General features: G+C 37.6%; 23 protein-coding genes and 2 pseudogenes. 18 read left to right on the top strand and 7 right to left on the bottom strand.

Annotation, left to right across the window (positions count from 1 at the left end):
* Entirely contained in the window at positions 1 to 1617 is a 1617-nt protein-coding gene (groL, locus tag B0I26_RS16415) for a chaperonin GroEL (protein WP_111646473.1), read from the top strand.
* Between the two features lie 610 nt (positions 1618 to 2227).
* Here the strand turns inward: groL and B0I26_RS16405 are convergent.
* Positions 2228 to 3175 carry a DUF4179 domain-containing protein gene (locus B0I26_RS16405; RefSeq protein WP_111646472.1) on the bottom strand — a complete coding sequence of 316 codons (948 nt, stop codon included), beginning with the start codon at positions 3173 to 3175 and terminating at the stop codon, positions 2228 to 2230.
* Between the two features lie 2 nt (positions 3176 to 3177).
* Positions 3178 to 3744 carry a sigma-70 family RNA polymerase sigma factor gene (locus tag B0I26_RS16400; RefSeq protein ID WP_181502965.1) on the bottom strand — a complete coding sequence of 189 codons (567 nt, stop codon included), beginning with the start codon at positions 3742 to 3744 and terminating at the stop codon, positions 3178 to 3180.
* 817 nt (positions 3745 to 4561) lie between these two features.
* Here B0I26_RS16400 and B0I26_RS16395 point away from each other — a divergent pair.
* The 4 genes and pseudogenes from B0I26_RS16395 (at position 4562) to B0I26_RS16380 (ending at position 7616) form a co-directional block, all read left to right on the top strand.
* A pseudogene (locus tag B0I26_RS16395) lies at positions 4562 to 5721 on the top strand (IS3 family transposase).
* 120 nt (positions 5722 to 5841) lie between these two features.
* Positions 5842 to 5952, top strand: a complete 111-nt coding sequence (locus tag B0I26_RS19050) for a phage terminase small subunit-related protein (protein ID WP_146612825.1) — start codon at positions 5842 to 5844, stop codon at positions 5950 to 5952.
* A gap of 145 nt (positions 5953 to 6097) precedes the next feature.
* Positions 6098 to 6637 carry a sigma-70 family RNA polymerase sigma factor gene (locus tag B0I26_RS16385; protein WP_111646470.1) on the top strand — a complete coding sequence of 180 codons (540 nt, stop codon included), beginning with the start codon at positions 6098 to 6100 and terminating at the stop codon, positions 6635 to 6637.
* 1 nt (position 6638) lies between these two features.
* A complete protein-coding gene (locus B0I26_RS16380; protein ID WP_111646469.1) occupies positions 6639 to 7616 on the top strand; it encodes a DUF4179 domain-containing protein in 978 nt (325 codons plus the stop codon).
* A gap of 545 nt (positions 7617 to 8161) precedes the next feature.
* Here the strand turns inward: B0I26_RS16380 and B0I26_RS16375 are convergent.
* The 4 genes and pseudogenes from B0I26_RS16375 to B0I26_RS18485 all read right to left on the bottom strand — a co-directional run.
* The gene (locus B0I26_RS16375) at positions 8162 to 9025 is read right to left on the bottom strand and encodes an alpha/beta fold hydrolase (RefSeq protein WP_111646468.1); all 864 of its coding nucleotides are present in this window, start codon (positions 9023 to 9025) and stop codon (positions 8162 to 8164) included.
* A 4-nt stretch (positions 9026 to 9029) separates the two neighbouring features.
* Positions 9030 to 9428 carry a hypothetical protein gene (locus B0I26_RS16370; protein WP_111646467.1) on the bottom strand — a complete coding sequence of 133 codons (399 nt, stop codon included), beginning with the start codon at positions 9426 to 9428 and terminating at the stop codon, positions 9030 to 9032.
* Between the two features lie 665 nt (positions 9429 to 10093).
* Complete coding sequence (locus B0I26_RS16365) at positions 10094 to 11962, bottom strand: sigma-54-dependent Fis family transcriptional regulator (RefSeq protein ID WP_181502961.1); 1869 nt, start codon at positions 11960 to 11962, stop codon at positions 10094 to 10096.
* 257 nt (positions 11963 to 12219) lie between these two features.
* Positions 12220 to 12816, bottom strand: a pseudogene (locus tag B0I26_RS18485) (restriction endonuclease); the annotation flags it as partial.
* 988 nt (positions 12817 to 13804) lie between these two features.
* On the opposite strand from B0I26_RS18485, the gene urtA reads away from it, so the two are divergent.
* From urtA to B0I26_RS16295, 13 genes are all read left to right on the top strand, one after another.
* Positions 13805 to 15058: an urea ABC transporter substrate-binding protein gene (urtA, locus tag B0I26_RS16355; protein WP_111646465.1), complete on the top strand. Its 1254-nt coding sequence runs from the start codon at positions 13805 to 13807 to the stop codon at positions 15056 to 15058.
* A 69-nt stretch (positions 15059 to 15127) separates the two neighbouring features.
* Positions 15128 to 16027, top strand: a complete 900-nt coding sequence (gene urtB, locus B0I26_RS16350; protein WP_111646464.1) for an urea ABC transporter permease subunit UrtB — start codon at positions 15128 to 15130, stop codon at positions 16025 to 16027.
* Between the two features lie 13 nt (positions 16028 to 16040).
* Complete coding sequence (gene urtC / locus B0I26_RS16345) at positions 16041 to 17108, top strand: urea ABC transporter permease subunit UrtC (RefSeq protein ID WP_111646463.1); 1068 nt, start codon at positions 16041 to 16043, stop codon at positions 17106 to 17108.
* The gene (gene urtD / locus B0I26_RS16340) at positions 17071 to 17820 is read left to right on the top strand and encodes an urea ABC transporter ATP-binding protein UrtD (RefSeq protein ID WP_111646462.1); all 750 of its coding nucleotides are present in this window, start codon (positions 17071 to 17073) and stop codon (positions 17818 to 17820) included. The genes urtC and urtD overlap by 38 nt, the downstream gene beginning before the upstream one ends.
* Positions 17814 to 18515 carry an urea ABC transporter ATP-binding subunit UrtE gene (urtE, locus tag B0I26_RS16335; protein WP_111646461.1) on the top strand — a complete coding sequence of 234 codons (702 nt, stop codon included), beginning with the start codon at positions 17814 to 17816 and terminating at the stop codon, positions 18513 to 18515. Before urtD ends, urtE begins: the two co-directional genes overlap by 7 nt.
* A 25-nt stretch (positions 18516 to 18540) precedes the next feature.
* On the top strand, positions 18541 to 18843 hold the full coding sequence (locus B0I26_RS16330; protein ID WP_111646460.1) for an urease subunit gamma: 303 nt from the start codon (positions 18541 to 18543) through the stop codon (positions 18841 to 18843).
* Positions 18844 to 18857: 14 nt separating this feature from the next.
* Complete coding sequence (locus tag B0I26_RS16325) at positions 18858 to 19187, top strand: urease subunit beta (RefSeq protein ID WP_111646459.1); 330 nt, start codon at positions 18858 to 18860, stop codon at positions 19185 to 19187.
* The gene (ureC, locus tag B0I26_RS16320) at positions 19184 to 20893 is read left to right on the top strand and encodes an urease subunit alpha (protein ID WP_111646458.1); all 1710 of its coding nucleotides are present in this window, start codon (positions 19184 to 19186) and stop codon (positions 20891 to 20893) included. Before B0I26_RS16325 ends, ureC begins: the two co-directional genes overlap by 4 nt.
* 12 nt (positions 20894 to 20905) lie before the next feature.
* Positions 20906 to 21355, top strand: a complete 450-nt coding sequence (ureE, locus tag B0I26_RS16315; protein WP_111646457.1) for an urease accessory protein UreE — start codon at positions 20906 to 20908, stop codon at positions 21353 to 21355.
* On the top strand, positions 21348 to 22031 hold the full coding sequence (locus B0I26_RS16310) for an urease accessory protein UreF (protein ID WP_111646456.1): 684 nt from the start codon (positions 21348 to 21350) through the stop codon (positions 22029 to 22031). The genes ureE and B0I26_RS16310 overlap by 8 nt, the downstream gene beginning before the upstream one ends.
* Before the next feature lie 61 nt (positions 22032 to 22092).
* The gene (ureG, locus tag B0I26_RS16305) at positions 22093 to 22707 is read left to right on the top strand and encodes an urease accessory protein UreG (protein WP_111646484.1); all 615 of its coding nucleotides are present in this window, start codon (positions 22093 to 22095) and stop codon (positions 22705 to 22707) included.
* On the top strand, positions 22704 to 23519 hold the full coding sequence (locus B0I26_RS16300) for an urease accessory protein UreD (RefSeq protein WP_111646455.1): 816 nt from the start codon (positions 22704 to 22706) through the stop codon (positions 23517 to 23519). Before ureG ends, B0I26_RS16300 begins: the two co-directional genes overlap by 4 nt.
* Positions 23520 to 23540: 21 nt before the next feature.
* Positions 23541 to 24182 (top strand): urease accessory protein UreH, encoded by a 642-nt coding sequence (locus B0I26_RS16295; protein ID WP_111646454.1) that lies wholly within the window; start codon positions 23541 to 23543, stop codon positions 24180 to 24182.
* A gap of 652 nt (positions 24183 to 24834) precedes the next feature.
* On the opposite strand, the gene B0I26_RS16285 is transcribed toward B0I26_RS16295, so the two are convergent.
* On the bottom strand, positions 24835 to 26100 hold the full coding sequence (locus B0I26_RS16285; RefSeq protein ID WP_111646452.1) for an Nramp family divalent metal transporter: 1266 nt from the start codon (positions 26098 to 26100) through the stop codon (positions 24835 to 24837).
* Between the last annotated feature and the right edge of the window lie 145 nt (positions 26101 to 26245).

Below are 26245 nucleotides of genomic sequence, written 5' to 3'. Positions count from 1 at the left end.
ATGGCAAAAGAAATTAAATTCAGCGAAGAAGCTCGTCGCGCGATGCTACGCGGTGTTGATAAATTAGCTGACGCTGTAAAAGTTACATTAGGTCCAAAAGGCCGCAACGTTGTGTTAGAGAAAAAATTCGGTTCTCCATTAATCACTAACGACGGTGTAACAATCGCAAAAGAAATCGAATTAGAAGATCCGTTTGAAAACATGGGTGCGAAGCTTGTTGCTGAAGTAGCAAGCAAAACAAATGACGTTGCTGGTGACGGTACTACTACTGCAACTGTATTAGCTCAAGCGATGATCCGTGAAGGCTTAAAGAACGTAACAGCTGGCGCGAACCCAATGGGTATCCGCAAAGGTATTGAAAAAGCTGTTGCTGTTGCGGTTGAAGAGTTGAAAGCAATCTCTAAACCAATCCAAGGTAAAGAGTCTATCGCTCAAGTTGCTGCGATTTCTGCCGCTGACGAAGAAGTGGGTAACTTAATCGCAGAAGCAATGGAGCGCGTAGGTAAAGACGGCGTTATCACATTAGAAGAATCTAAAGGCTTCACTACTGAGTTAGATGTAGTAGAAGGTATGCAATTTGACCGCGGTTACGCTTCTCCATACATGATTACTGATACTGAGAAAATGGAAGCAGTATTAGAAAATCCATATATCTTAATTACTGACAAGAAAATCTCAAGCATTCAAGACATCTTACCTGTATTAGAGCAAGTTGTTCAACAAGGCAAACCATTATTAATCATCGCTGAAGATGTTGAAGGCGAAGCGCTTGCTACATTAGTAGTAAACAAACTTCGCGGTACATTCACAGCTGTAGCTGTTAAAGCTCCTGGCTTCGGTGACCGTCGTAAAGCAATGTTAGAAGACATCGCTATTTTAACTGGCGGTGAAGTCATCACTGAAGAATTAGGCCGTGAATTAAAATCTACAACAATCGCATCACTTGGCCGCGCTTCTAAAGTTGTTGTAACAAAAGAACATACAACAATCGTTGAAGGTGCTGGCGACTCTGAGCGCATCAAAGCTCGCATCAACCAAATCCGCGCTCAATTAGAAGAAACTACTTCTGAATTCGATCGTGAAAAATTACAAGAGCGCTTAGCGAAATTAGCAGGCGGCGTAGCGGTAATCAAAGTTGGTGCTGCTACTGAAACTGAATTAAAAGAGCGCAAATTACGCATTGAAGACGCTCTTAACGCTACACGCGCAGCAGTTGAAGAAGGTATCGTAGCAGGCGGTGGTACTGCATTATTGAACGTATACAACAAAGTTGCTGCTATTGAAGCGGAAGGCGACGAAGCGACTGGTGTGAAAATCGTTCTTCGCGCAATCGAAGAGCCAGTTCGTCAAATCGCGCAAAACGCTGGTTTGGAAGGTTCTGTTATCGTTGAACGCTTGAAAAACGAAAAACCTGGCATCGGCTTCAACGCTGCTACTGGCGAATGGGTTGACATGATCGAAGCTGGTATCGTTGACCCTACAAAAGTAACTCGTTCTGCGCTTCAAAACGCAGCATCTGTTGCCGCTATGTTCTTAACAACGGAAGCAGTTGTTGCTGACAAACCAGAAGAAAATAAAGGTACACCAGGCATGCCTGACATGGGCGGCATGATGTAAGGCTTTTGAGCCTTTCATGGGAGAAATAGCTACGGCTATTTCTCCCTCATTTTGAGAAGTAGTCATGTAAATCATTTATATCAATAGCAATAACCACTTCCTATAAAAATTTAGGGAGTGGTTTTTTGTTGTTTAAAATTCGCTTATCAAGACTTTTTATCTTCAGCGTAGAGGGTTCACTTTTAGCGTGATACTGCACTAAGCATGATTCACTGACGTCCCTAAATCGTAAAATCTGAGTAGCCTCTTTTTTGTAAATTGGAGCGGAGGATTGAACATGGCTGTGGAATTCATAACATCGTTACACAATTAATAAAACTGTGATTTTATGAACAATGAAAATGATAATAAGATAGAAAGTAGAAAACTGTAGGGAGAGGACAATTTTGCTAACAAATTTGTACTTTGTGCGGCACGCTCATTCTATATATACACCCGATGAATTAGAAAGACCTTTATCCGAACAAGATTTGGTTGATGCAGCAAGGATTAGTCAAATTCTTGAAAAAGAAAATATAGATTGTGTCATAATATAGATATTTCCTTTTAATGTATAAACAAAAACACAGCCTAAGTACAAAACTTTTGCTGTGTTTCGCAATACAAATAACTATTTAATATTTACCTCTATGTTCCCTTTAGCTCCAAAGTTTATTATTAAACTATCTGTATCATCAGGAATTCCTTTGAATCTCTTCTTTATTAATGCCTTGCTATTACTTTCATTAATTTCAGTTGAAATGCCATCTATCTCAACTCCCTTATCTGTAAAAAGACTTACTTCTTGTTCTTTTAAACCTGATGGCATTTCTATTTCCATAAATGTATTCAGTTTGCTTAGTGTTACTTTTCTTATTGAAATATTATTATGTTTTATAGAAGGGGTTATTACTTTTACACCTTCCCCATTTAATGAAACAGGAACAGAAAACTTCCAATTTCCTCGTACAATATTGTTGTCGTGTACAGTATTAAGAGCTATTGCTCCTATATTTATATCTAAATCAAAATTCTTTGGTACTTCCCCTTTTAGGTCTTTAAACAGATAGCTTTCAACGCCTATAAAGGTATTCTTATCAATAAATTTCCCTTCAATACCTGCTTTACCACCATTGTCTAAATTCACGTTATTAAAACTCACCTTTGCATAATCATCATACAGCAACAATTGAGTATCTTTTGTATTACTAAATGGTTTTTCACTTCTTACAACAAAAGAGACATAAACTCCATATTCATCACAAAGGACTTCTTGTAGTGTTAGGCTAACTTTATTATCAATGACAGTCTCATTAATGGCTTTCGTAGCTTCATTGCCTCCTCGTAGCCCTACAATTTCTTTCAGTTCCTCAAATACATTTCCTGCAAAGTCCATTACTTTAGCAGACGCACCAAAAGAAGTCATTCCAAGGGTAAGGACTAAGCAAATTGATAATGATGTAGTGAGTACCTTTCTATAAACAGTTTTCTTCTTCTTGTACTTCTCGCCTCTGCTTATAGCATTTGCAGTTAATGAATCAATATTGTCAGGAAGTTTTATATTATTTAAATCATCCATTATTATTCCTCCTTTAAATCAATTTTTAAAGATTTTAAGGCTCTGTGGATATATGACTTTACTGTATTTTCGGAACACCTCATAACTTTAGCAATATCTTTGATAGGCATATCATGGATATACCTCAAAATTATTGCGGTCTTATGTTTAACACATAAGCTATCTATAGCATTATATAAATCAATATTTGATATTTTATCCACGGAGTGTAGGTTTTCTGTTAGAAGCTCATTATCCTCCAAAAAAACTACTTTTTTGCTCTTTCGGTAGCTATCCCTAACGTTGTTAATTAATATCCTCGTTATCCATGTTTTAAAATACTCAGGCCTTCTCAGCTTATATATACTTATAAATGCCTTGTAAACTGTTTCTTGATATATATCCGAAGCTTCATGCTGATTTTTCACATAGAGGTATGCTGTTTTATAAAGATACTCCTTGTATTCTTCTATTAGATTTATAAAAGCTTCTTTATTTCCTCTTATTGCACTTATTACTAAATCATCATCCAAAGTTGCTTTACCTTTAAAATTCATATTTTTTTCTCTTATAATCCCCGCTTTCACCATTTTCTTGTCCTCCAGTCATATAGGCAATACGTATTGTCTTTGAATTCATATATTAGACTAACAACATTATTAAAGCGTTGCACCTATTACAAATAAATTTATACACTTATGTATTTATCATTTTAGAAGAGGGGTCTCTAAATATTAGGTACATACGAGAAGCTAGTGTTCAACCGAGATGAAGTAATTAAGCTAATCTCAATGTCAGTACAAATAGCCGAAGGTGATTGTTATTTATACCATTGCGGGATATAAAAAATGGGGAATTTGCTTGAAGAAACAGGGGCGTTTCTGTAATAAGCAGGAACGCTTTTTTCCTGTTGTGCTAACGAACAGGTTAGCGGAGAATAGTTAGTCCAATCAATTGGTTTAATCAATATATTTACAAACACTCGTAGACGCTAAGACTGGCTCGTGGTTGTTTCTCAAGCGTCTTCTCTACCCCCTTTCTTCAGTATGCCTAGGACTGATGATTCTAAGGACATTATGTAAGCATAGTGTGGAGTCGGGTTATGTTGGTGTGATACAGAGACCACCCACATTCACAAATAAGTATTCGTTAAATGTTCACACGACTCAAATAATAGGTATGTTTTAGCACGGTAAAGCCATAAATCCTATAGTAAATAACTGATATTGTTCGACAATGATTACCGATAACAAAGGTGTATTCCTTACGTGGATGATAAAGAGGAATGATTGATGTTAGTCTAAAAAGTGGACACGGAGAACTGGTATTATCCCCTACAGGTAGACAGTAAAAAAAGAGAACATTTGATATGATGTTCTTAGGAGTCTACCTGGGAGGGGATTTTTTATGGCGAAAAAAGGACAAACCTTTCAAACATATACAGAAGAGTTAAAGCGTGAAGTAGTACGATTGAAATTGGAGGAAGGGTAGTCTTACCGTCAGCTCCGTGAACGTTTTGGAATTAAGAGTGATGCTCAGATTGCTGAATGGGTGAAGAAAGTTCAACGTGGTGAGTCACTGGAAGATCAACGAGGAGTATGGAATCGCAAACATTTCTCCAGTTTGGAAGAGGAAAATGCGTATTTGAAAGCGCAGGTGGAATACCTAAAAAAGCGCAATCCAAATCTACACGGGAAGGCATGGTCTTAAAAACGGAAAGGTTTCTTATTATTGATGAGCTACGGAAAAAGTACCCATTTGCATGGTTACTCAAAATAGGCGAGGTTTCAAAAGCCGGATACTACAAGTGGCGCAACAATCGATCCAAAAGATCATTACGTCTGGAAGAAGATCTTTTGTTGAAAGAACATATATGGGCCATTCATCAGTTACATCCGTACTTTGGATATAAACGCATGACGAGGGCATTATCCAGAGAAGGAATCGTTGTGAATCATAAGCGTGTGAGACGCTTAATGAGGGAGTTAGGAATCCAATCGGTGATTCGCAAGAAACGACCTTTCTACGGACGAAGAGGTTCTGTAGTATTTCCTAACGTACTAAACCGTGAGTTTTATGCCGAGAATCCGTTCCAAAAGCTCGTAACGGATATTACTTATGTTCGTGTTGGAGACACTTTTGTTTACTTGTCTGCCGTTTTAGATTTATATAACAATGAAATTGTCGCGTGGGAGTTATCCGAAAGAAATGATCTTGAGTTGGTCTTGAATACACTGAAACAACTGGATGGGAAGCCGTTTGGCGAGAATGTTCTTCTTCATTCAGATCAAGGATTCCAATACACAACAAAATCATATGAGAACCAGCTCAAAGAACTCAAGATTCAAGGAAGTCATTCCAGAAGAGGGAATTGTCACGATAATGCCTGTATAGAATGTTTCTTCTCACATTTAAAGACAGAGAAGTTGTATTTAGTGCGCCCAAAAACGATTGAACAGGCGTATCAGGCTATTCAAGAGTATATTCATTTTTACAATCACAGTCGTTTTCAAGAAAAACTGAACGGTCTTTCTCCGATTGAATACCGAGAAAAGGCCGCAGCTTAATATACTCTTTTTTTGATTGTCTACTTGACAGGGTTATGTGCAAAAAGACTACTCTTTTGAGTGGTCTTTTATTTATTTTTAAAAGGCCATTCTACACAACAACTCGAATCAACAGTGGAGATGGTTAAAGATGTAGTGCCACGCCAAAGAGATCCTAAACGAGACGAAGCGTTCGAGATATTTAAAAACACAATTGGAACATACAAAATCGTGAAATTGCTCGTATTTTAGTAAATTCAGTCCTCTTCTCCCCCTTCCATAAATCATTCTTAGTTTATTCTAAAGGCGTACTGTATTTTATTAAATTTGATAGGATTTAATAAAAACAAACGTATTACTAATCGGATACTGAAAAATAAATGAAGGAGGGATGGGGTTGCGTGTCACAGAAGAAAATGTTGTTCAACAAATAAAATTGAAAAATGAAGAAAGCATTTCTTATGTACTTCAAACATATGGCGGGCTACTCAATGCCATTATACGAAAATATCTTCAAGGAAACCAACAAGACATAGAGGAATGTTTAGCAGATGTATTAGTTTCGGTTTGGTTTCATATTGATTCATTTGACCCTACAAAAAATGAATTTAAGCAGTGGATTGCAGCCATTGCTAAGTACAGAGCAATTGATTATGTACGAAAGTCCGAAAAAGAAAAGCAACATATAAGTAAATTTGAATTGGATGAAAGGTTATCTGGTCAATCTGTTTCAGAGATACACATGTTCGATATGGAAATCTTGTTAAATGAACTCTCTGATGTGGAACGGACTATTTTTAAAAAATATTATATCGAGGGCGTACCCTCTAGAGAAATTGCGGCTTATTTTAAATCGAAGGAGTCTTGGGTGCATAATAAGCTGTCTAGAGGTAGAAAAAAGTTAAAAAACATCTTATTAAGAAATGAGGGATCATAATATGTCTATTTTTAAAGACCTAAATGATGTCAAATTAGATTTAAGTGAATTTGAAGAAGTATCACTGTCAAAACATGAACAAAAAAGAATTTTAAAAAAGGTAAAAAAAGAAATTTCTTCAAGGAAACCGAAGAAAAAATGGTTAGGAGTAGGGATGGCTTCTGTGGCTGTTTGTGTTCTTGGCTTATCTCTAACAATTAATAATGAAACTATCGCAAGTATGCCGTTTGTAGGTGGAGTCATTGAAAAATATATAAATTCAAATGAAAATCTCGATTATTCGGCATATAAAACGGCTATTGGAGAAACGGCTGAAAATGAACTTGGAAAATTAACATTAAATGAAGTCATGATGGACGACCGACAATTATTTTTAAGTGCTACGTTCGAGCCAGCAGAGCATGTAGACTTTGACTACCAGACGTATATTACACCAAAAGTAAAAATCAACGGTAAGGTGTATACGGTCACAACAGGAGGACAGTCTGTTGAATTAAATCATAAAATGTTCATGATTTATAATGATATTGATTTGGAACACCCTATAAAGACAGAAAACGTTCAAATGGAAATTAGCTATGACACCTGGAATTTTGATACAAAAATTGAACAACCTTGGACGTTTCATGTAAAAGTATCACAAACAAAATTAGTAGAAGAGAAAAAAGTGTTTGAAATAAATAAAACAATCACGTTAAATAATGGAGAAAATGTAACCATTCAAAAGATAGTGACAACACCTATCTCAACAACTGTATATTATGATTTGTCACAAAGCAAAAGCGAAGATATTTATTTTAAAATCCAATCTGAGGATGGCAAGCTGGAGTCATATTCGTCAGCTTTTACTTCTAATCATGTAGGTGATGTATCTTTTATTCGCTTTTATGGGTTGAAATTCGAACAAACTAAATATTTCTTAGTGGCTTATGATTCTAAAGGTCATCAGTTAAGCAAAGTTTCTATTCCCGTTAATTAATTTTGGGATGTTTTGTTCAAATAGCAACGATGTTCTTTTTTCAAACGGGTGCGTTTCTGCAATAAGCAGAAACGCTTTTTTTGTGCTAACGAACAGGTTAGTGAAAGCATAGCGAGTCCATATAATGAGTTGAATCATGCACATACGCTCTCAAACTTTCTGAATGGCTCATAGAGGCGTTTAAAAGTTCTCCATAAATCCCCCCCCCTTCCCCCTTTAAATAAGTTATGCTTAGGAGTGAATCTGAGAGTATTCTGAGAGCCTGTTGTAGAGTTCCGTGTTAATGCGTGGGTTTGATATAGAACCACTCTTATCCACACACGTATTTGGTAAATTTCCGATACGACTCAATTAATCGCTATGCAAAGAACACCTTCCACAACAAAAGACGTGTCATTTTCTTTTTTGTCATCGTAATTCATTTCCTTTCTTAAGTTAATTAATAAGAGGCTGAACTTACGAATGTATCCAAACAAAAGCAGTTGTAGCCCTAAAGATGATTTGGCTACAACTGCATTACCTTTGAACAAATGGTCTAATATTGATTATGCTAAAGTTTTTTCTTTTTTTAAGATATCTTGAAGAACTTCTTCTAAGTATTTAACAAAAACTTCGTAGTTTTCACTCATTGGAAAATGACCAATACCTTTCATTTCTATAAACTTAGCTCCAGGAATTTGATCAGCTGTACGTTTAGAATCTGCAGGTGTAGAAAGGTAGTCATATTCACCTGTCAACAAATATACAGGGCATTTATTGGTATCAATTTGATGAAGCTTACCGCGTAAATCATGGTCTACACTATAAAAATATAAGTCTCCTTTAAAGACACCTGGAGCCCCCTGGCTATAGTACCACCATGTTAAACGACGGTCTTTTTCTGGGCTTTGTGGAGCCATAAGCCCCCAGACTCCTGATGCACAAACTTCTCCTCCATGAGTATGAGGGTGATGCCACCAATCTAGAAAAAATCCAGGTGTATGATCTGCTGCCTCAACAGGGATGGTGGCTCGGAAGTAATCAGGGTATTCAAGTGCCAATTGCAATGCAACATTCCCACCAAAAGAGCTACCCATAAAAACAGGATTTTCTAATTCAAGTGCCTCGCAGAAATTACGAATAAATCGAACATAAAAATCCGTTGTGAGTTTGTATTCCTCTTTCCACCATTCCACATCATGAGGTGGATCGGATTTACCGTGTCTTGGCAAATCATAAGCTATCACTCTAAAATTCTGTGTTATGTTTGGATCTTCAAGTAAGTAACGCCATTGTCTGCTATCGCATCCAGCAGTATGCTGACATACGAGTGGAATACCTTGTCCATTTTCTTCAAAATAAACTTTGTATTCAATTCCGTCTACGTCAACATAAACATATCGAGCTTTAACAGAAGAGAATTTCCCCATTATTTTACACCCCTTCAACAGCTGTGTTTTTTACTTCTCTTGTAACATCAAGGAAACGGATTATGAACCTTAAATTAGCCATCAATTCTTTAATGTTTCCTTCCAACTGCATATTTCCTTGAAAAACTGCTGCAAATAATTCATGGAACATTGGAGGAGGAGTTGGTTGAGTAAATTTTCTCCAACTATCTAAACTACCTCTAATTGCAAAACTCCATCCATCTAACGGAGTTTTTTCAAAAAAATTTGTCATTTTACCATTTCTAATTTGTACGATATACTCTTTTGAACCAATTTGTAATAGAAAATCAATATTACAGTGTTTCCCAATTACATCAAGTTCTTGGTCTTCGTTTACAGTTTTTCGGAAAATTTCCATCCATTCTTTTGAACCTACTTGCATGTTCTTAACCTCCTTTTAATAATTGTATTATTATGAAAAGGTTTTCATTTTATATACAAGCAAGAATTGTGCCAATTAATAAAAAGTGAAATTCATAAAAAATATAAGTTTTTTAAGTATTTTTATATTCAAATTATTATTATAAATTGTACACATGTGCGATCTATGTTCGGACAAGTGTACAATTAATGCACTGGGAGGCTGACTGGCACACAAAATAGTCTTGATAATTTGTCTAGTGATAGATTGTTGAATGACCAGAAGTCAATAGAAGCTGTATAACCTTATTGTGTTCTATATAAATGCAGATTGATTTTCCGACATATGTATAAAGCATTTCGACTATTCTTTTGTTTGATCTAAACACCTTATTTATGTCGATTTTTTAATTGAACCTTATATAGATGAAGTAATAAGAGAAGAAGAACGGAACACTAGACGTTCATATTTCTATGGTGAAGAAGACACTCCAATAAGACTATTTGGAGAAGAAAGTGGTAAATTCCGCAGACGATTCCATGAGGATAGAACAGAGGATGGAACCAATAGAGGAAGTTTGAGGTCATGTGGGGAGATATTCTATGTCATGCTGAATTGAACTTCTGTATACCAAACGGGTACGCACGGTGTTGTGAGGAGTAGGGGGTTAGTCACCCCTACTCCAATTATTTGATATTATATTTTTTCAATTTTCGATATAAAGCACTTCGAGATATACCTATTTCTCTTGCGGTTTGAGTACGATTGCCATTGTTTTTTTTGAGGATGTGCAAGAGATATTCACGTTCACTTAATTTTTCTTTAGGTTGATCTAGCCCAAGAAACTGATATGCATGAAAAGAGTCAAGACGATCTTCATCATGTAAATAAACCATTCGTTGAATGACATTCTTTAATTCCCGTAAATTTCCTGGCCATGTATATTGTTGAAATGCGCTCATAGCTTCAGGAGTGAGAACAATTGTTTTTCGTTGCGCTTTTTCACAGGATTCACGCAACATCGCATGAATGATGCTCTCTAAGTCTTCAATTCGTTCTCTTAAAGAAGGGATTTTTATATTAAAAACGTTTAGTCGATAATAAAGATCTTCCCGGAACTCCCCTTTTTCTACCATTTCCTTTAAATTTTTATTTGTCGCAGCTAAAAAACGGACATCAACTGGAATTGGTTTAGTACCACCAACTCTTACCACTTGTTTTTCTTCCAAAGTTCTAAGAAGAATAGCTTGTAAATCAAGTGGCAATTCTGCTATTTCGTCTAAGAATATTGTACCTTTGTTAGATGCTTCAATTTTTCCCTTGTTCCCCTGATGCTTGGCCCCGGTAAAAGCTCCACCTTCATAACCAAATAGCTCTGTAGTAATTAGGTCACGAGGGAATGCGGCACAATTTATCGCAGTAAAAGGATGATTTTTTCTGTTACTTTGTTTGTGAATAAAACGGGCCATGAAGTCTTTCCCAACTCCACTTTCTCCTTGAATAAGAATACTTGCATCACTTTTGGCTACTTTTATAGCTGTTTGTAAGGTCTGTTGGAAAGCGGAATTTTTCGTATTAAAGGCGAAAAATTCTTGATCGATTGCACTGATTGCACTTTCTGATGGGATTTCCTTTGTTTGTGGATGTATAAATATGACAGTTGCAAATGGTTTATCTCGGTCTGATACTTGTTCTGAGTGGATTAAAAATTTTTTTTCATTTACTTCAACTTCAGATGAAACGGAATTTTTACCAAAGTAACTTAATATATTTTTGTTAATTGATCCTGATTGAAGGCTGTTTTCTTCAAGTAACTTCAAAAAATCATGAGCAGGCTTATTTTTATATAATTCAATGCCTAGATTATCAAATGATATAATACCGGTGCTTTCTTTAAACTGGGAAACGTGTTCAGTTAATAAATGAGATAAGACTTTCTCTTTCATTTTTGTTTTATGAAGCTGGTATCTTTCGCTGATAGCAAGAGCACCAGTAACTGCTAGTGTATATAATTCTCTCAAGTCATTCTTAGGACCTACACGGCAAACATCAAATACTCCTATGCATTCCCCATTAACAAAAATAGGACATGCTGAACAATCCCAGACACGAAAGGCTAAACAATAATGCTCATTGCCTGAGGTAGCCATAGCAGTTCGTGTTCTAAGCGCAATGGATAGTCCTGTTGAACCAACATTTTCTTCTGTCCATTGTGCACCCACAGATATTCTACTCCGGTCAGCTATTTTTTGAGATATTTGATCAGCCATCATTTCAATTAAGTATCCTTCTGCATCTGTAAGTAAAAGAAGGTATCCTCCACCTTTTAAACGCTTAAACATGTCATTCATAACTGGCAACGCAGCATTAATCAGATCTCGATTTTTCTCTCGTCTTCTCATAAAATCGTTTTGTGGAATATGAGATAAAACTTCTTCTCTCTCATAAGAAACACCTAGACGTTTACACCTATTCCACGATTCTAAAATTTCTTTTCGTACGTTGACGTTAATACTTCCTGTAAGAACAAACTGTCTCCATACCTCATCAGTCATAATAGGAGTCATCTCCTCAAAAATTTCACTTTTAGGTTCTCTACTTTGTTAAGATAAGATTTTTAATAAAAAAGTTTCCCTTTATATAAAGCTTCCTGCAAATGACTTCTTTCCCCTCATCTTGAAACTGATCATTTTCAACAAAAGTAAAAAATTTCTTTTTTTATCATAGCTGAATTTGATGGAAAATGGTGTCGAAATGTGTAATAAAAGGAGAAACAGAAGCCCTTTCAGCTTCTCGCGTAAATAAATGATTATCAATTTTGTACTTGGAGCATAAATTTTCTCACATCTTTTTCGGATCCGATAAATGAGATCTTGATGCAGATTGCTTCGAAGTGTTTGCGAGCAAAGCGGATTTTTACTTTTTCTTCCGGTGGTCGTATTTCTTCTTCACATTCGGTTCCTTTTGTTTCAAGGACGAAATACAGTTTTTCTTCTCTATCGTTGTCGATGACAAGCGTTCAGTCAGGATTGTAAGTGCCGATTGGGGTATCAATCTTGAACCAGTTTGGCAATTTAACATACACTTTAACGTTTTCATCTCTTTCAAAACGTTGAGCAAAACTTGCTTCAATGTCGGAATCATAAATGATATGATCATTTAGCTACGGATGGCGTTGTCGTTCAAGTAAGCTAGTAGTTCTTCGTTTTGAAACAACTCGACTGTAATAATACGCATCATCCCTACACCATCATTGAGCAATAACCTATTTCCCGCTGAATTATTTTCGTGACTTCCTCAATGAATTTCTGCGGGTTGTTTTTAAAATCGTCAAGACGTTTCCGATAAAATTTTAACCACGGTTTGGTAGCTTTGTTATAATATCCGTAAACATATGATGAGCGGTTATATTAAGAAGAGATACTTTTATTATATTTGTAATATTATTCCTTTTTATTTCTTGGAGGTGTTTGAAATCAATAAAAAGACAAAAGTGATTATTGGGTTAATCAGCTGCTTTTATTATTTGTCTTTTCGGAGTGTATCGTTTAATGACCGAAGCTTCATCATCTAGTTCATTATTTGTTCCTATCTTATTTGCTGTTGGAGGTTTTATTGGGCTGATTGGAAACACAATGGAACTCAAAAAAATGAAAAACAACAATGAAATTTAACGTGCCTTTTATTTGGGCTGTGAAAAAGAGGTTGCCCGCTCATTCCTTTTTGCTCTTAAGCAAAGGGGTTTTTATGATAAATTTCGATGATCATTTTATGAATATTTTCATAACTTTTGTTTTTGAAAGTTAAAAGCGGAGGAACGATGAATGGTGTATGTTGTGGGTAAATATAGATATTGGACATAGTATTTGACTGCGGGATTAAGTCAGATGTGTAGCTTGCAATGATGACTTAACAATATTGGAGCAAGAGCCTGCTTCTGAATATGGTTTTCTTTCATTTTCATCTGGATTTTCATGGTAGGACGGACATTGATGGGTCAGTCCTCTTTTTTGTTTCTTCCTCGCACGAAATCTCCTAGTATGTGCAAATTGAAAAAGAATTAAAGATTGTGACCGATAGATATGATAAATTATTGTAATGATTTCTTACAAACAAAGTATAAAAACATATCGAAATTTTAAAAAATAAAATATTTTTAGACTTTTTGTTGTTTGAATCAGAAAAATATGTATAATATTGTTTATAAAACTAACGTATAATGTTATAAAATATAACATTATATTTACATGAATGATATTGAAAGGAGGGATGAAAAGAAAAAAGGAAAGCTTCTCACGGCCATGAGAAGCTTTCCGAAAATCAGGCATCATGTGTGCGAGTATATGCCTGATTCTAATTATAACACAAATAATTAGAATCTTGTAAGGGGTGTTGACATGAAGGTACAGAAACGGAAGATTTTTAGGACGTTATCTCTGTTTTTATGCGGAACTGTATTGGCGTTAAGTGGATGTGCTGCATCTTCGGCAGTTGATGAAGTGAAAGAAGAGAAAAAAGAAAGTGCGGAAGATTCGGGTGAAACAGTTAAAGTAGGTATTCTTCACTCGTTAAGCGGGACAATGGCCATTAGTGAGGTGTCATTGCGGGATGCTGAGTTGATGGCGATTGAAGAAATAAATGAAGCAGGAGGATTACTTGGTAAAAAAATTGAACCGGTTATTGAGGATGGGGCATCGGATTGGCCTACATTCGCCGAGAAAGCAAAAAAACTTTTACAGAAAGATAAAGTTGCAACAATTTTTGGCGGATGGACATCAGCGAGCCGTAAAGCAATGCTTCCAGTAGTAGAACAAAACAATGGCTTGCTTTGGTATCCAGTTCAGTATGAAGGGATGGAATCTTCTCCGAATATTTTTTATACAGGGGCAACAACTAACCAGCAAATTATTCCGGCAGTAAGTTGGCTGTTGGAAAACAGAGGAAAGAAATTTTTCTTGCTTGGCTCAGATTATGTATTTCCGCGTACGGCAAATAAAATTATTAAAGCCCAGTTGAAAGCAGAAGGCGGCGAATTGGCAGGAGAAGAGTATACGCCGCTCGGCCATACAGATTACAGTACTATCATTAGCAAAATCAAAGAAGTGAAGCCGGATGTTGTGTTTAATACATTAAACGGTGACAGCAATGTTGCTTTCTTTAAGCAACTAAAAGATTCAGGCATTACTGCAAAAGATTTGACGGTTATGTCTGTAAGTATTGCGGAAGAAGAAATTCGCGGGATTGGCGGCGATGTATTAGCGGGTCATCTTGCTGTTTGGAATTACTTCCAAACAACCGATACGCCAGAAAATAAAGCTTTTGTAGAAAAATATAAAAAGAAATATGGTGAAGATCGAGTAACAGATGATCCAATTGAGGCAGCGTATTTCGCTGTTCATTTGTGGGCGGAAGCTGTTAAAAAAGCCGGCTCTTTTGACGTTGATAAGGTGAAAAAAGCAGCTGGCGGCATTGAATATAAAGCGCCTGGTGGAACGGTAAAAATTGACGGGGAAACACAGCATACATGGAAGATTGTTAGAATAGGAGAAATTCAGCCGAATGGTCAGTTTAAAGAATTGTGGAATTCTGGAGAAGCGATCAAACCAGATCCTTACTTGAAAAGCTATCCATGGGCTAAAAATTTAAATTAAGCAAAATGAAGCAAGGAAAGGGAAGTGTGCGTATTCTCCCTTTCCTTTTTAAAGAAAGGAGGCGTTCTCGTGTCTATTTTAATCACCCAATTTTTCAATGGCTTAAGTTTAGGCTCTGTTATGCTTTTGATCGCCTTAGGATTAGCGATTACGTTCGGGCTGATGGGAGTTATTAATATGGCCCATGGTGAGCTGATTATGGTTGGCGCATATATGACATATGTTATTCAGCAAATGTTCGCAAAGTATTTACCAAGTTCAATCGATTACTATTATTTTTTAGCTATTCCTGTCGCGTTTTTCGTGTCAGCGTTTATTGGTTGGGGATTGGAAAAATGGCTGATTCAATACTTATATCACCGGCCGTTGGATAGTCTGCTGGCGACATGGGGTGTAAGTCTTATTTTACAGCAAATAGCCCGCTCCATTTTTGGCGCTCCAAATGTGGCGGTACTCCCCCCTTCTTGGTTAGAAGGAGGAGTAAATTTTGCCGGGATTGTTTTTCCTTACAAACGTTTATTTATTCTATTGTTTGTACTAGTTTGTATGCTTATTCTTTATTTTTATTTAAACAAAACACCAGCCGGTCGAAGAATGAGAGCTGTAACGTTGAATCGTGATATGGCTTCATGTCTTGGAATTTCCTCTCGGAAAGTGGATGCGTATGCATTTGCCATCGGTTCGGGTTTTGCTGGGCTGGCTGGATGTGCGTTGACGCTGCTTGGTCCGATTGGTCCGACGATTGGAACTTATTATATTGTTGATGCGTTCATGGTTGTCATTTTAGGAGGAGTAGGGAAATTAATCGGTACGATATTTGGGGCATTTGGCATCGGGTTGGTTAGCACTTTGACTGAGTATTCGACAAGCACAACAATGGCTAAAGTTGTCATTTTTGCTATGATTATCGCATTTTTACAATGGAAGCCTTCTGGACTTGTCAGTGTAAAAACGAGATCGCTGGATTAAGGGAGAGTCAAATATGAAAAATAAAACATGGTTATATTGGTTGTTTTTCCTTGCTTTGTTTACGGCGCCTTTTTATTTAACAGAATTTCGTTTATCTTTGCTCGGAAAATTTCTTTGCTTTGCCATCATTGCTGTAGGAATTTCTTTAATTTGGGGATATACAGGGATTTTAAGTTTAGGTCATGGCGTGTACTTTGGGTTGGGCGCTTATTGTATGGCGATGTATTTAAAACTGGAGGATTCCCGCGGTCATTTGCCTGACTTTATGGAGTGGAGCGGTGTAGAAAAGCTTCCGTGGTTTTGGAAACCGTTTGAAAATCCCTTATTTGCCATTTTTTCAGCAATCATCATTCCGGTACTGCTTGCAGCATTCCTTAGTTATTTTACTTTTAAAAACCGCATTAAAGGTGTCTATTTTTCTTTATTATCACAAGCGGTTGTCGTTGTATTTGTTACTTTATTTATCGGAAAGCAGGAGTGGACAGGAGGAACAAATGGATTAACGAATTTTTCTACTGTTTTTGGCTTTTCTCTTTCTTCTCCTCTTACGCAAATTGTCATTTACTTATTGACTGTTCTTTTGCTTTGTTTCATTTTTATTTTCTCGCGCTGGTTAACAAGGAGCCGGTTTGGCCGGGTGCTTATAGCCATTCGGGATAGTGAAAATCGCGTTCGCTTTTTAGGATTTAATACAACAACGTATAAAGTGTTTGTGTATAGTCTGTCGGCAGCTTTTGCCGGTTTGGCGGGAGTGATGTTTGTTTTACAAGTAGGGCTTATTTCTCCGGCGATGATGGGAATTATTCCTTCGATTGAAATGGTATTATGGGTGGCTGTCGGGGGAAGGAACTCATTAATCGGAGCTATTATAGGTGCGATTGCTACGAATAGTGCAAAAAGTTTTTTTAGTGAAAACTATCCTGATATATGGTTACTGTTTTTAGGCGGGTTGTTTATAAGCATTGTTATGTTTTTGCCAAACGGCCTTGCAGGTTTGTATGAATCTTTTGTGCAAAGAAAAGGAAGAAGGGAGAGGAGAAAAAATGAAGCCGGTTCTCATGTGTCGCGAAGTGTTAGTTGATTTTGCCGGATTTAAAGCGTTACAAGGGGTAAATTTTGAAGTTTATCCAAATGAAGTAAGGTTTCTAATTGGACCAAATGGAGCAGGGAAAACGACATTGCTGGACGTAATTTGCGGCAAAACAAGGGCGTGTGGCGGTAAAGTGATATTTTTCTCGCACGATATTACAAAACTACAAGAGTATAAAATTGTGAAGCTTGGTATTTCACGGAAGTTTCAAAGTCCAGCAATTTTTCATCAGTTGACAGTATGGGAAAACATGGAGTTATCTTTAAAACAAAATAGGGGATTGTTTGCTGTATTGCGTGCAAAGATGTCAACAGAAGATCGTGAAAAAATCGTCACTTTATTAAAACGTATCCATTTACTTGACTATGCTTACCAAAAGGCTGGAGCTCTTTCGCACGGTCAAAAACAGTGGTTAGAGATTGGGATGCAGCTTATCCAAGAACCGCGGCTGCTGTTGCTTGATGAACCAATTGCCGGAATGAGCGGAGCGGAACGTGAGAAAACAGGAGAATTGATCCATGAAATCGCCCTCGACTGTGCCGTCTTAATTGTGGAACATGATATGGATTTTGTGCGGCGTTTTTCTAAACAAGTAACCGTGATGCATGAAGGAAAGGTGTTGTGTGAAGGGACGATGGAAGAAATTCAACAAAACGAGAAAGTGGCAGAGGTTTATTTGGGGAGGGAAGAGAAAGCGTGTTAAGCATTAAAAATCTCACAGCCGGATATGAACAAAGTGTTGTGTTAGAAAATGTTAGTTTAAAGGTATTAAAAGGTTCTGTGACTGCTGTACTTGGACGGAATGGTGTTGGCAAAACAACATTGATGAAGAACGTTATTGGTCTGGTTAAACCTATAGACGGTGCTATCGAATGGGAAAATGAGGATATTACCCTACTGTCTCCGGAGAAAAGAGTGCAAAAGGGAATTGGATATGTTCCGCAAGGTAGAGAAATATTCCCTACCATGACTGTAGAAGAAAACTTATTGCTTGGTTTTGAAGCAATCCCTAGGAAAGTAAATCAATCAAAGATTCTAGAAGAGATTTACGACTTATTTCCTGTATTAAAAGAAATGTTGCATAGAAAAGGGGGGGATTTAAGCGGTGGACAGCAGCAGCAGCTTGCTATTGCCCGTGCGCTTGTCGGGCAGCCTCAATTGCTTTTGCTTGATGAACCGATGGAAGGGATTCAGCCGTCTATTGTTCAACTCATTCGCGAAGTGATTTTGCAAATTGCAAAAGAAAAAAGAGTTGGAGTTTTGCTTGTTGAGCATAACTTAGATTTAGCGTTTTCTTGTGCTGATTATTTTTACATTTTGGATCGCGGTACCGTTGTGGCGCAGGGAGATGTCGCTGAAACAAACAAGCATGAAATTCAGCCATATTTAACAGTTTAAAATGTGGATAAAAGGGGAGAGGATAGTGAAGTTAACAGCGCGTGAGCAAGAGAAGTTGCTTATTGTTGTTGCGGCTGATTTAGCGCGTCGACGTAAGGAACGAGGGTTAAAGCTGAATTATCCCGAAGCGGTAGCTTTCATCACATATGAAATTTTAGAAGGAGCGCGCGATGGGCGCACTGTAGCTGAATTAATGAAATATGGAACGACGATATTAACCAGGGATGATGTGATTGAGGGAGTAGCAGAAATGATTGAAGACATACAAGTAGAAGCAACGTTTCCGGATGGAACGAAGCTCGTTACTGTTCATCACCCGATTCGTTAAAAGGGGGGAACATCATGATTCCGGGAGAATATTTGTTGAAACAAGATGTAATTATTTGTAATCGCAATAAACCGATTACGAAGCTTGTTGTGAAAAATCGTGGGGATCGTCCGATTCAAGTCGGATCTCACTTTCACTTTTTTGAAGTGAACTCGTTTCTTGAATTTGACCGTCAAGCGGCGTATGGAAAACATTTGAACATCCCTGCAGGTACAGCGGTGCGTTTTGAGCCGGGGGATGCAAAGCAAGTGGAACTTGTCCCGTTTTCGGGGAAGCGGCATGTTTATGGGTTAAATAACTTTGTCAACGGCCCGCTTGATCAAGAAAGAGGGGGAGAATCGTGAGCTTTCAAATGTCGCGAAAACAATATGCTGATATGTTTGGACCGACAACAGGAGATTGTATTCGTTTAGCGGATACCGATTTATGGATCGAAATTGAAAAAGATTTTACCGTTTATGGGGACGAGGTGAAGTTTGGAGGCGGAAAAGTGATTCGTGACGGGATGGGACAGCATCCTCTTGCAACCCGTTCCGAATCGATGGATTTAATACTGACAAATGCGATTATTGTAGACTATACAGGAATATATAAGGCGGATATCGGGATAAAAGACGGTAAGATTGCTGCAATCGGGAAGGCAGGTAATCCGCTGTTAATGGACGGGGTAGATATGACAATCGGAGCATCGACAGAAATTATTGCTGCAGAGGGGAAAATTGTCACGGCGGGAGGAATCGATGCCCATATTCATTTTATTTGTCCTCAACAAATTGAAACAGCGCTGTCTTCCGGCATTACGACGATGATTGGAGGGGGGACAGGACCGGCAACAGGAACAAATGCAACCACTTGTACCCCCGGGGAATGGAATATCCATCGCATGTTAGAATCTGCGGAAGCTTTTCCGATGAATCTTGGATTTTTAGGCAAGGGAAATGCATCGGCAAAAGAACCATTAATTGAACAAATTCGCGCGGGGGTTATTGGATTAAAGCTTCATGAAGATTGGGGAACGACCGCAGCAGCGATTGATACAAGTTTACAAGTTGCCGATGAATATGATGTGCAGGTGGCTATTCATACGGACACATTGAATGAAGGCGGGTTTGTTGAAGATACATTGCGGGCAATTAACGGCCGCGTCATTCACACATATCATACAGAAGGAGCGGGTGGAGGACATGCGCCAGATATTATTAAAGTAGCCAGTTTTCCAAATATATTGCCTTCATCGACGAATCCAACAAGACCTTATACGAAAAACACTCTGGATGAGCATTTAGATATGTTGATGGTTTGTCATCATTTAGATCCATCTGTACCTGAGGATATTGCGTTTGCTGACTCGCGCATCCGCAAAGAAACGATTGCGGCAGAAGACATTCTTCATGATTTAGGTATTTTTAGTATGATCAGCTCTGATTCACAAGCGATGGGTCGTGTAGGAGAAGTCATTTTGCGGACATGGCAAACAGCCGATAAGATGAAAAAACAATTTGGAAAACTGCCTGAAGAGAAAGGAGCAGGCGACAATTTTCGCGTGAAACGTTACATCTCAAAGTACACTATTAATCCTGCGATTACGCATGGCATTGCTCGGTATGTAGGCTCTGTAGAAGTTGGCAAATTGGCGGATTTAGTTGTTTGGCATCCCGCTTTTTTTGGAGTAAAACCAGAGCTGGTCATTAAAGGGGGAATGATTGCTTACAGTGTAATGGGCGATCCAAACGCCAGTATTCCAACACCGCAACCAGTCATGTACCGTCCGATGTTTGCTAGTTATGGAAAAGCTTTATGTAAAACTTCCATCACGTTTGTATCTAAAGCAGCTTTTGATCTCGGTATTCCCCAGCAGCTTAATTTAAAGAAAATGATTCAACCTGTCCAACATATTAGGCATTTGTCAAAGAACGATATGGTTTATAACAATGCGATGCCTCGCATTGATGTAGATCCGCAAACGTATGAGGTAAAGGTGGATGGAGTATTGATTACATGTGAACCTTTTGAAGTCGTTTCGATGGCTCAACGATATTTTCTATTTTGAGGTGATGAGAGGATGATTGTTGAAAAAATTATCGGAAATATCAAAATGTTCGATAAACTGCCTCCGCATATGGAACGAGTGTATTTAAATAGTGATGACTTATTAAAAAGAATTCAACGTGTCGTAACAGACCATGGAACAGAATTAGGCATTCGCCTGAAAGAAGCAAAGGAACTAATGGATGGAGATATTTTATTTATGGATGAGAAGAATATGATTGTCATTAGTGTTCTTCCTGATGATCTGCTTGTTATTCGTCCGGCATCCATGAAGCAGATGGGGGAAATTGCGCATCAACTTGGAAATCGTCACTTACCTGCTCAGTTCGAAGGGGAGGAAATGCTCGTTCAATATGATTACCTAGTAGAGGAATTACTCAAACAACTAAATATTCCGTATAAACGCGAAAACCGCAAAGTTAAACAAGCATTTCGCTATATAGGTCATAGCCATGATGGATAAGTTATTGTCTTTATTACAGCTGTGTGACTCTAACTTTCCTTCCGGAGCATTTTCGCACTCCTTTGGATTTGAAACTTACATTTATCATGAAAAAATTAGAAATTATGAAACGTTTAAAACAGTGCTCTGCACATATATTGAAACTCAACTTACGTATGTAGATGGTTTGGCGTGCCGTTTAACGTACGAATGTTTGGCTAAAAAATCCGAAGAGGATATATGGCGGTTGGATGAGATGTTGACTGCGCTTAGTTTAGCAAGAGAAACAAGAGAAGGAAATCGGCTTATTGGTGAGCGGATGTTGAAACTTTGCAGTGAAATTTATCCTTCTGATGTATTGAACAATTATAAAGAAATGTATAGGAAAAAGCGTGTATACGTTCATCCGGCTCTTGTTTTTGCAATGGTTTGTTACCATATGGAAATACCAAAAGATATAACCGTTTTATCTTACTTGTATGTTGCTGTTCAATCGCTTATTCAAAATGCTGTTCGCAGTATTCCGCTTGGTCAGACGGATGGACAAAAGTTGCTTGTTTTTGTTCAAATGCACATGATGGATGCTGCTCAGAAAATTGATTGTTTGGAAGAAACAGATTTAGGAGCAATGGCACCGGGGTTGGAAATTGCTCAAATGCAGCATGAGCAGCTTTCTGTCCGGTTATTTATGTCTTAATTTTATGAAAAGGAGGATAGATGTTTTGTCCTTTCATAAACGAGGACAAAACAAATGGACGATGGAACCAGTGAGAATTGGAATCGGCGGGCCGGTCGGGGCTGGTAAAACGATGCTCGTAGAAAAACTAACGCGAGCGATGCATAAAGAATTCAGCATGGCTGTGGTGACGAATGACATATACACGAAGGAAGATGCGCAATTTTTAATGAAAAACAGCGTGTTGCCTGAAGATCGGATTATAGGTGTTGAAACAGGAGGATGTCCACATACAGCTATTCGTGAAGATGCTTCAATGAATTTTGCCGCGATTGATGAGTTAAAAGAGCGTCATCCAGATGTGGAGATGATTTTTATTGAGAGCGGTGGTGATAATTTAGCGGCTACTTTTAGTCCGGAGCTTGTTGATTTTTCCATTTATGTCATTGATGTAGCACAAGGGGAAAAAATTCCGCGTAAAGGCGGGCAAGGAATGATTAAATCGGATTTGCTGATTATTAATAAAATCGATCTTGCTCCTTATGTCGGAGCAAGTCTTGAAATTATGGAAAGAGATGCAAAATTAGCTAGAGGAAAAAAACCGTTTATTTTTACAAATTTGAAAGAAGAAGTGGGATTGCCAGAAGTCGTGGAATGGATTAAAAAACAAGTATTATTGGCGGGGTTAGGAGAATGAACTGGTCGGGATTGTTACAGTGTACCGCTATAGACAAACATGGCTGTACAATGATTTCAGATTGTTATTATGAAGGAGCTTTTAAATTAATTCGGCCCGTATACCTTCACCCTTCCCAGCCAACTATTTATTTGATTCATTTAGGAGGAGGATATGTTGATGGGGATCGGTATAAGACGGAAATCGTTTTGAAAGAAAAAGCTAAACTGATTGCAACAACACAATCGGCAACAAAAGTATATAAAACGGTAAAGATGCCTGTACAGCAATATACTTTCATTCATCTTGATGAGCAAAGTGTGCTTGAATTTTTACCTGATCCCCTTATTGCGTATGAAAACGCGAAATTTTATCAAGAAACCACTATTCATATGAAAGAAAGTTCCACCCTCATTTACAGTGATATGATTACGCCAGGGTGGTCAGAAAGCGGTGAATTGTTTCGTTACGATTGGATTCGCTCTAAGTTAAAAGTATATTACGAAGGAAGTTTAAAATTATTTGATCATTTGTATTTGAAGCCAGGCGATGAGATTACAGGGATTCTTCAGATGGAAGGCTATACTCATTTCGGTTCATTTTTGGTGCTCAGTCCTTTCATTACAAATAACGTTGTTCATGAAATGGAAACGGTATTTTCTAGCTTCTCCTCTCAAGCTCATATTGGTTGGTCAACTCCAATGGTTCCAGGATTAGTTGTCCGTATTTTGGCATATGAAACGGATGTGATTGAAATGATTTTTCGAGCTATTCACGAGTTGATACGAAAGAGATGTTTTGGAGAAGGGAGTATTTTTTTAAGGAAATATTGAAGATAAGGAGATCGAGTGATCGTGAGCAGTCTATTACCAGTTTTGTTTTTCGGGTTTGTGTTAGGGATAAAACACGCCATAGAACCTGATCATGTCATAGCTGTATCGACCATTGCTAGTCGAACGAGCAAACTCTCGCTTTCTTCTCTTTCGGGTATATTTTGGGGAATAGGTCATACAATGACATTATTAGTGATTGGGATAATCATGATTGTAATGGAGCGGCAAATTCCAGAGAAAATTGCGCTGTCGCTCGAGTTTTTTGTTGGAATGATGGTTTTATTCTTAGGGATTATAAGCTTTCGTTCTACCCGCACTATTTCGATTGAAAGAGAAATTAAGGTAGCTCATCTTCATTTAAAATCGTTGTTGATTGGAACTATTCACGGTTTAGCCGGTAGCGCCGGAATGGTTATCCTCACATTAACGACGGTAAATAATATGTTAGAAGCATTGATATTTATACTTATATTTGGCTTTGGAACAATATGTGGCATGATGTTGTTTACTACAGTTCTTGGGTTACCTTTTGTATGGGTTAAAGATATAAATATTTACCAGTTAATTGTGAAAGTAGTCTCGATTATTAGCGTGTTATATGGTTTGTACTATATATATCATATAGGTATTCTAGAATTATTTAATTCCATTTTAAGTAAATGAGAATAAATAGAAGGATATAGCCACGACTTTATTTGACAAAACCTCGGGATTTAATTATCTGTTGGGATGAATCCGTATTTTTCATTACAAATGGAAAATTATTTGGGCCAACTGCATACGTCCTTGCAGGGCCAACTTTTGATGAAACTATGATATTTCTTAAGTATCAAGGGATTAGCTTAGAAGAAGTAGTAAGTATTATTCATAAAAATCATGGGATCAAAACAGTTGAGAGAGGACTCCGTAATGTAATAAAAAAGATTATAAAGCTAAAACTAAGCTTTTAATAGATTTTTCTTTGAAGCCCCTGTTCATTTTGAGCAGGGGCTTGTTCTTTTCATACCTAGTGTTCTCTCCGTTTGAAATGCTACTGAAAGCATCGGTAAGTTTTTATATTGACCAATGAACTTAGCTGATCATGGTTTATTACAGTTTTTTCAGCCAACCATTTTATTTAATTTAATCTCTGATTTCGCTATTATCTTTATTCTCTATATGATTCACCTCATGTTACTGATATCCTTATTGAAAAAGATAAAAACTTTTTAAGAAAAAACAAAAAAGAACAAGATACGGCGGATAATCTATTCCGGCTACTTTTACCATACCAATTAAAATTTTTCAAAAATACCTAAGCTGCTGTTTTAGGATGTTAGAAAAGGCGGCCTAACTCTATAGCTGCTAAAACGACAAACAATACAAGGCAAAGTGAAAGGAGTACATTAGAAAACCAATTGTTTCTTTCTTGTGATGGTAAATATTTTTTTGAATTTAAAAGCCACAACAAGGTAACGGCCATAAACGGCATAAACAATGCTCCTAATGCTCCATAGATGATAATCAGTCCTACCGGCTTGCCGATAAAGTGCAGTAACATCGGAGGGAAAGTCAACCAGAAAACATAAAATCGAAATGACTTAGTCCGACTCAATTCCTCTTTTTGAATAGACGAAGGTCGAATAGTGCGAATAAAATCAGCAAATAAGTAGGCTACTCCGTTCCATACTCCAAGAACGGATGTAAAGGAAGCAGACCAAAATCCAAGTAAAAAGAGCCAGCGCATGAATGGATGTATTTCATTTCCTATAATTGAAGCAAAAGATACGAGCCCTTGTTCGCCACTGATGCTGTTATTTGTCCCGAACAACAGAGCTGCGCCAAGCACAAGCAACGATAGAGTGAAAATGGCAGTTACAACATAAGCAATAGCAGAATCATAACGCATCAACGAGATATAGGATTTTCCTTTCCATTGATTTTCTTGGAGCCAATAACCGTAGGAGGCCATTGTGATTGAGCCGCCGACTCCACCGATTAAGCCCAAAGCATAAATGAGAGAGCCCTTTGGTAGTTGCGGGATTGCAGTTTCCCATATTTCAACTAATGTAGGTAGAACAAACACCGCTGAACCTACTACAGTAATAAACATCATTGCGATTAGCACATTCATTGCCCGTTCAAAGATTTGAAAACGCCCTCGCCAAGTTAACGCAAACCCAGCAAGTCCGTGCACAATGGCCCAGACCCATAAAGGAACGGAAGGAAACATCGCTGACATCGCTAGAGCGCAGGAAGAAGTGCCCGCTGCTCCATAAACGAATCCCCAAATAAGGACGTAGATACCAAAATAGCCAGTTGCCCATTTTCCTATGGCTTGCCAACCTTCAAGAATGGTCTTGCCACTAATTAAATGCCAACGTCCGACCCCTTCATTGAGCGCAAACTTTAAAAGTGCACCGATAATAATGGCCCACATAAATACCAATCCATATTTTGTTCCAGCAACAAGTGCTGCAACAAGATCCCCAGCTCCTACACCTGTCGCTGCAACAATGAGCCCCGGTCCGATTATCGCCCATTTTTTCGGGAATTCTCCTTTTGATAAGGATGTCCCTTCTTTTTCTGGTAAGCTTCTCATGATTCATCCTCCTGTTTATTTTAAAAATATTACTATAAAACAAAATTTTAGGTTCATCACCATAACTTGGGGTTGTTAATATAAAAATGAATATTTTTCCATGTATAGGTATAAAAAAAGCGAAAACTCTGGTATCGTAATTGTT

This window comes from Paranoxybacillus vitaminiphilus, assembly GCF_003259935.1.
In the GTDB taxonomy this organism is placed as follows: domain Bacteria; phylum Bacillota; class Bacilli; order Bacillales; family Anoxybacillaceae; genus Paranoxybacillus; species Paranoxybacillus vitaminiphilus.
Note: the sequence above shows the minus strand (reverse complement) of the source record. Positions and strands in the feature narration are given on the sequence as shown.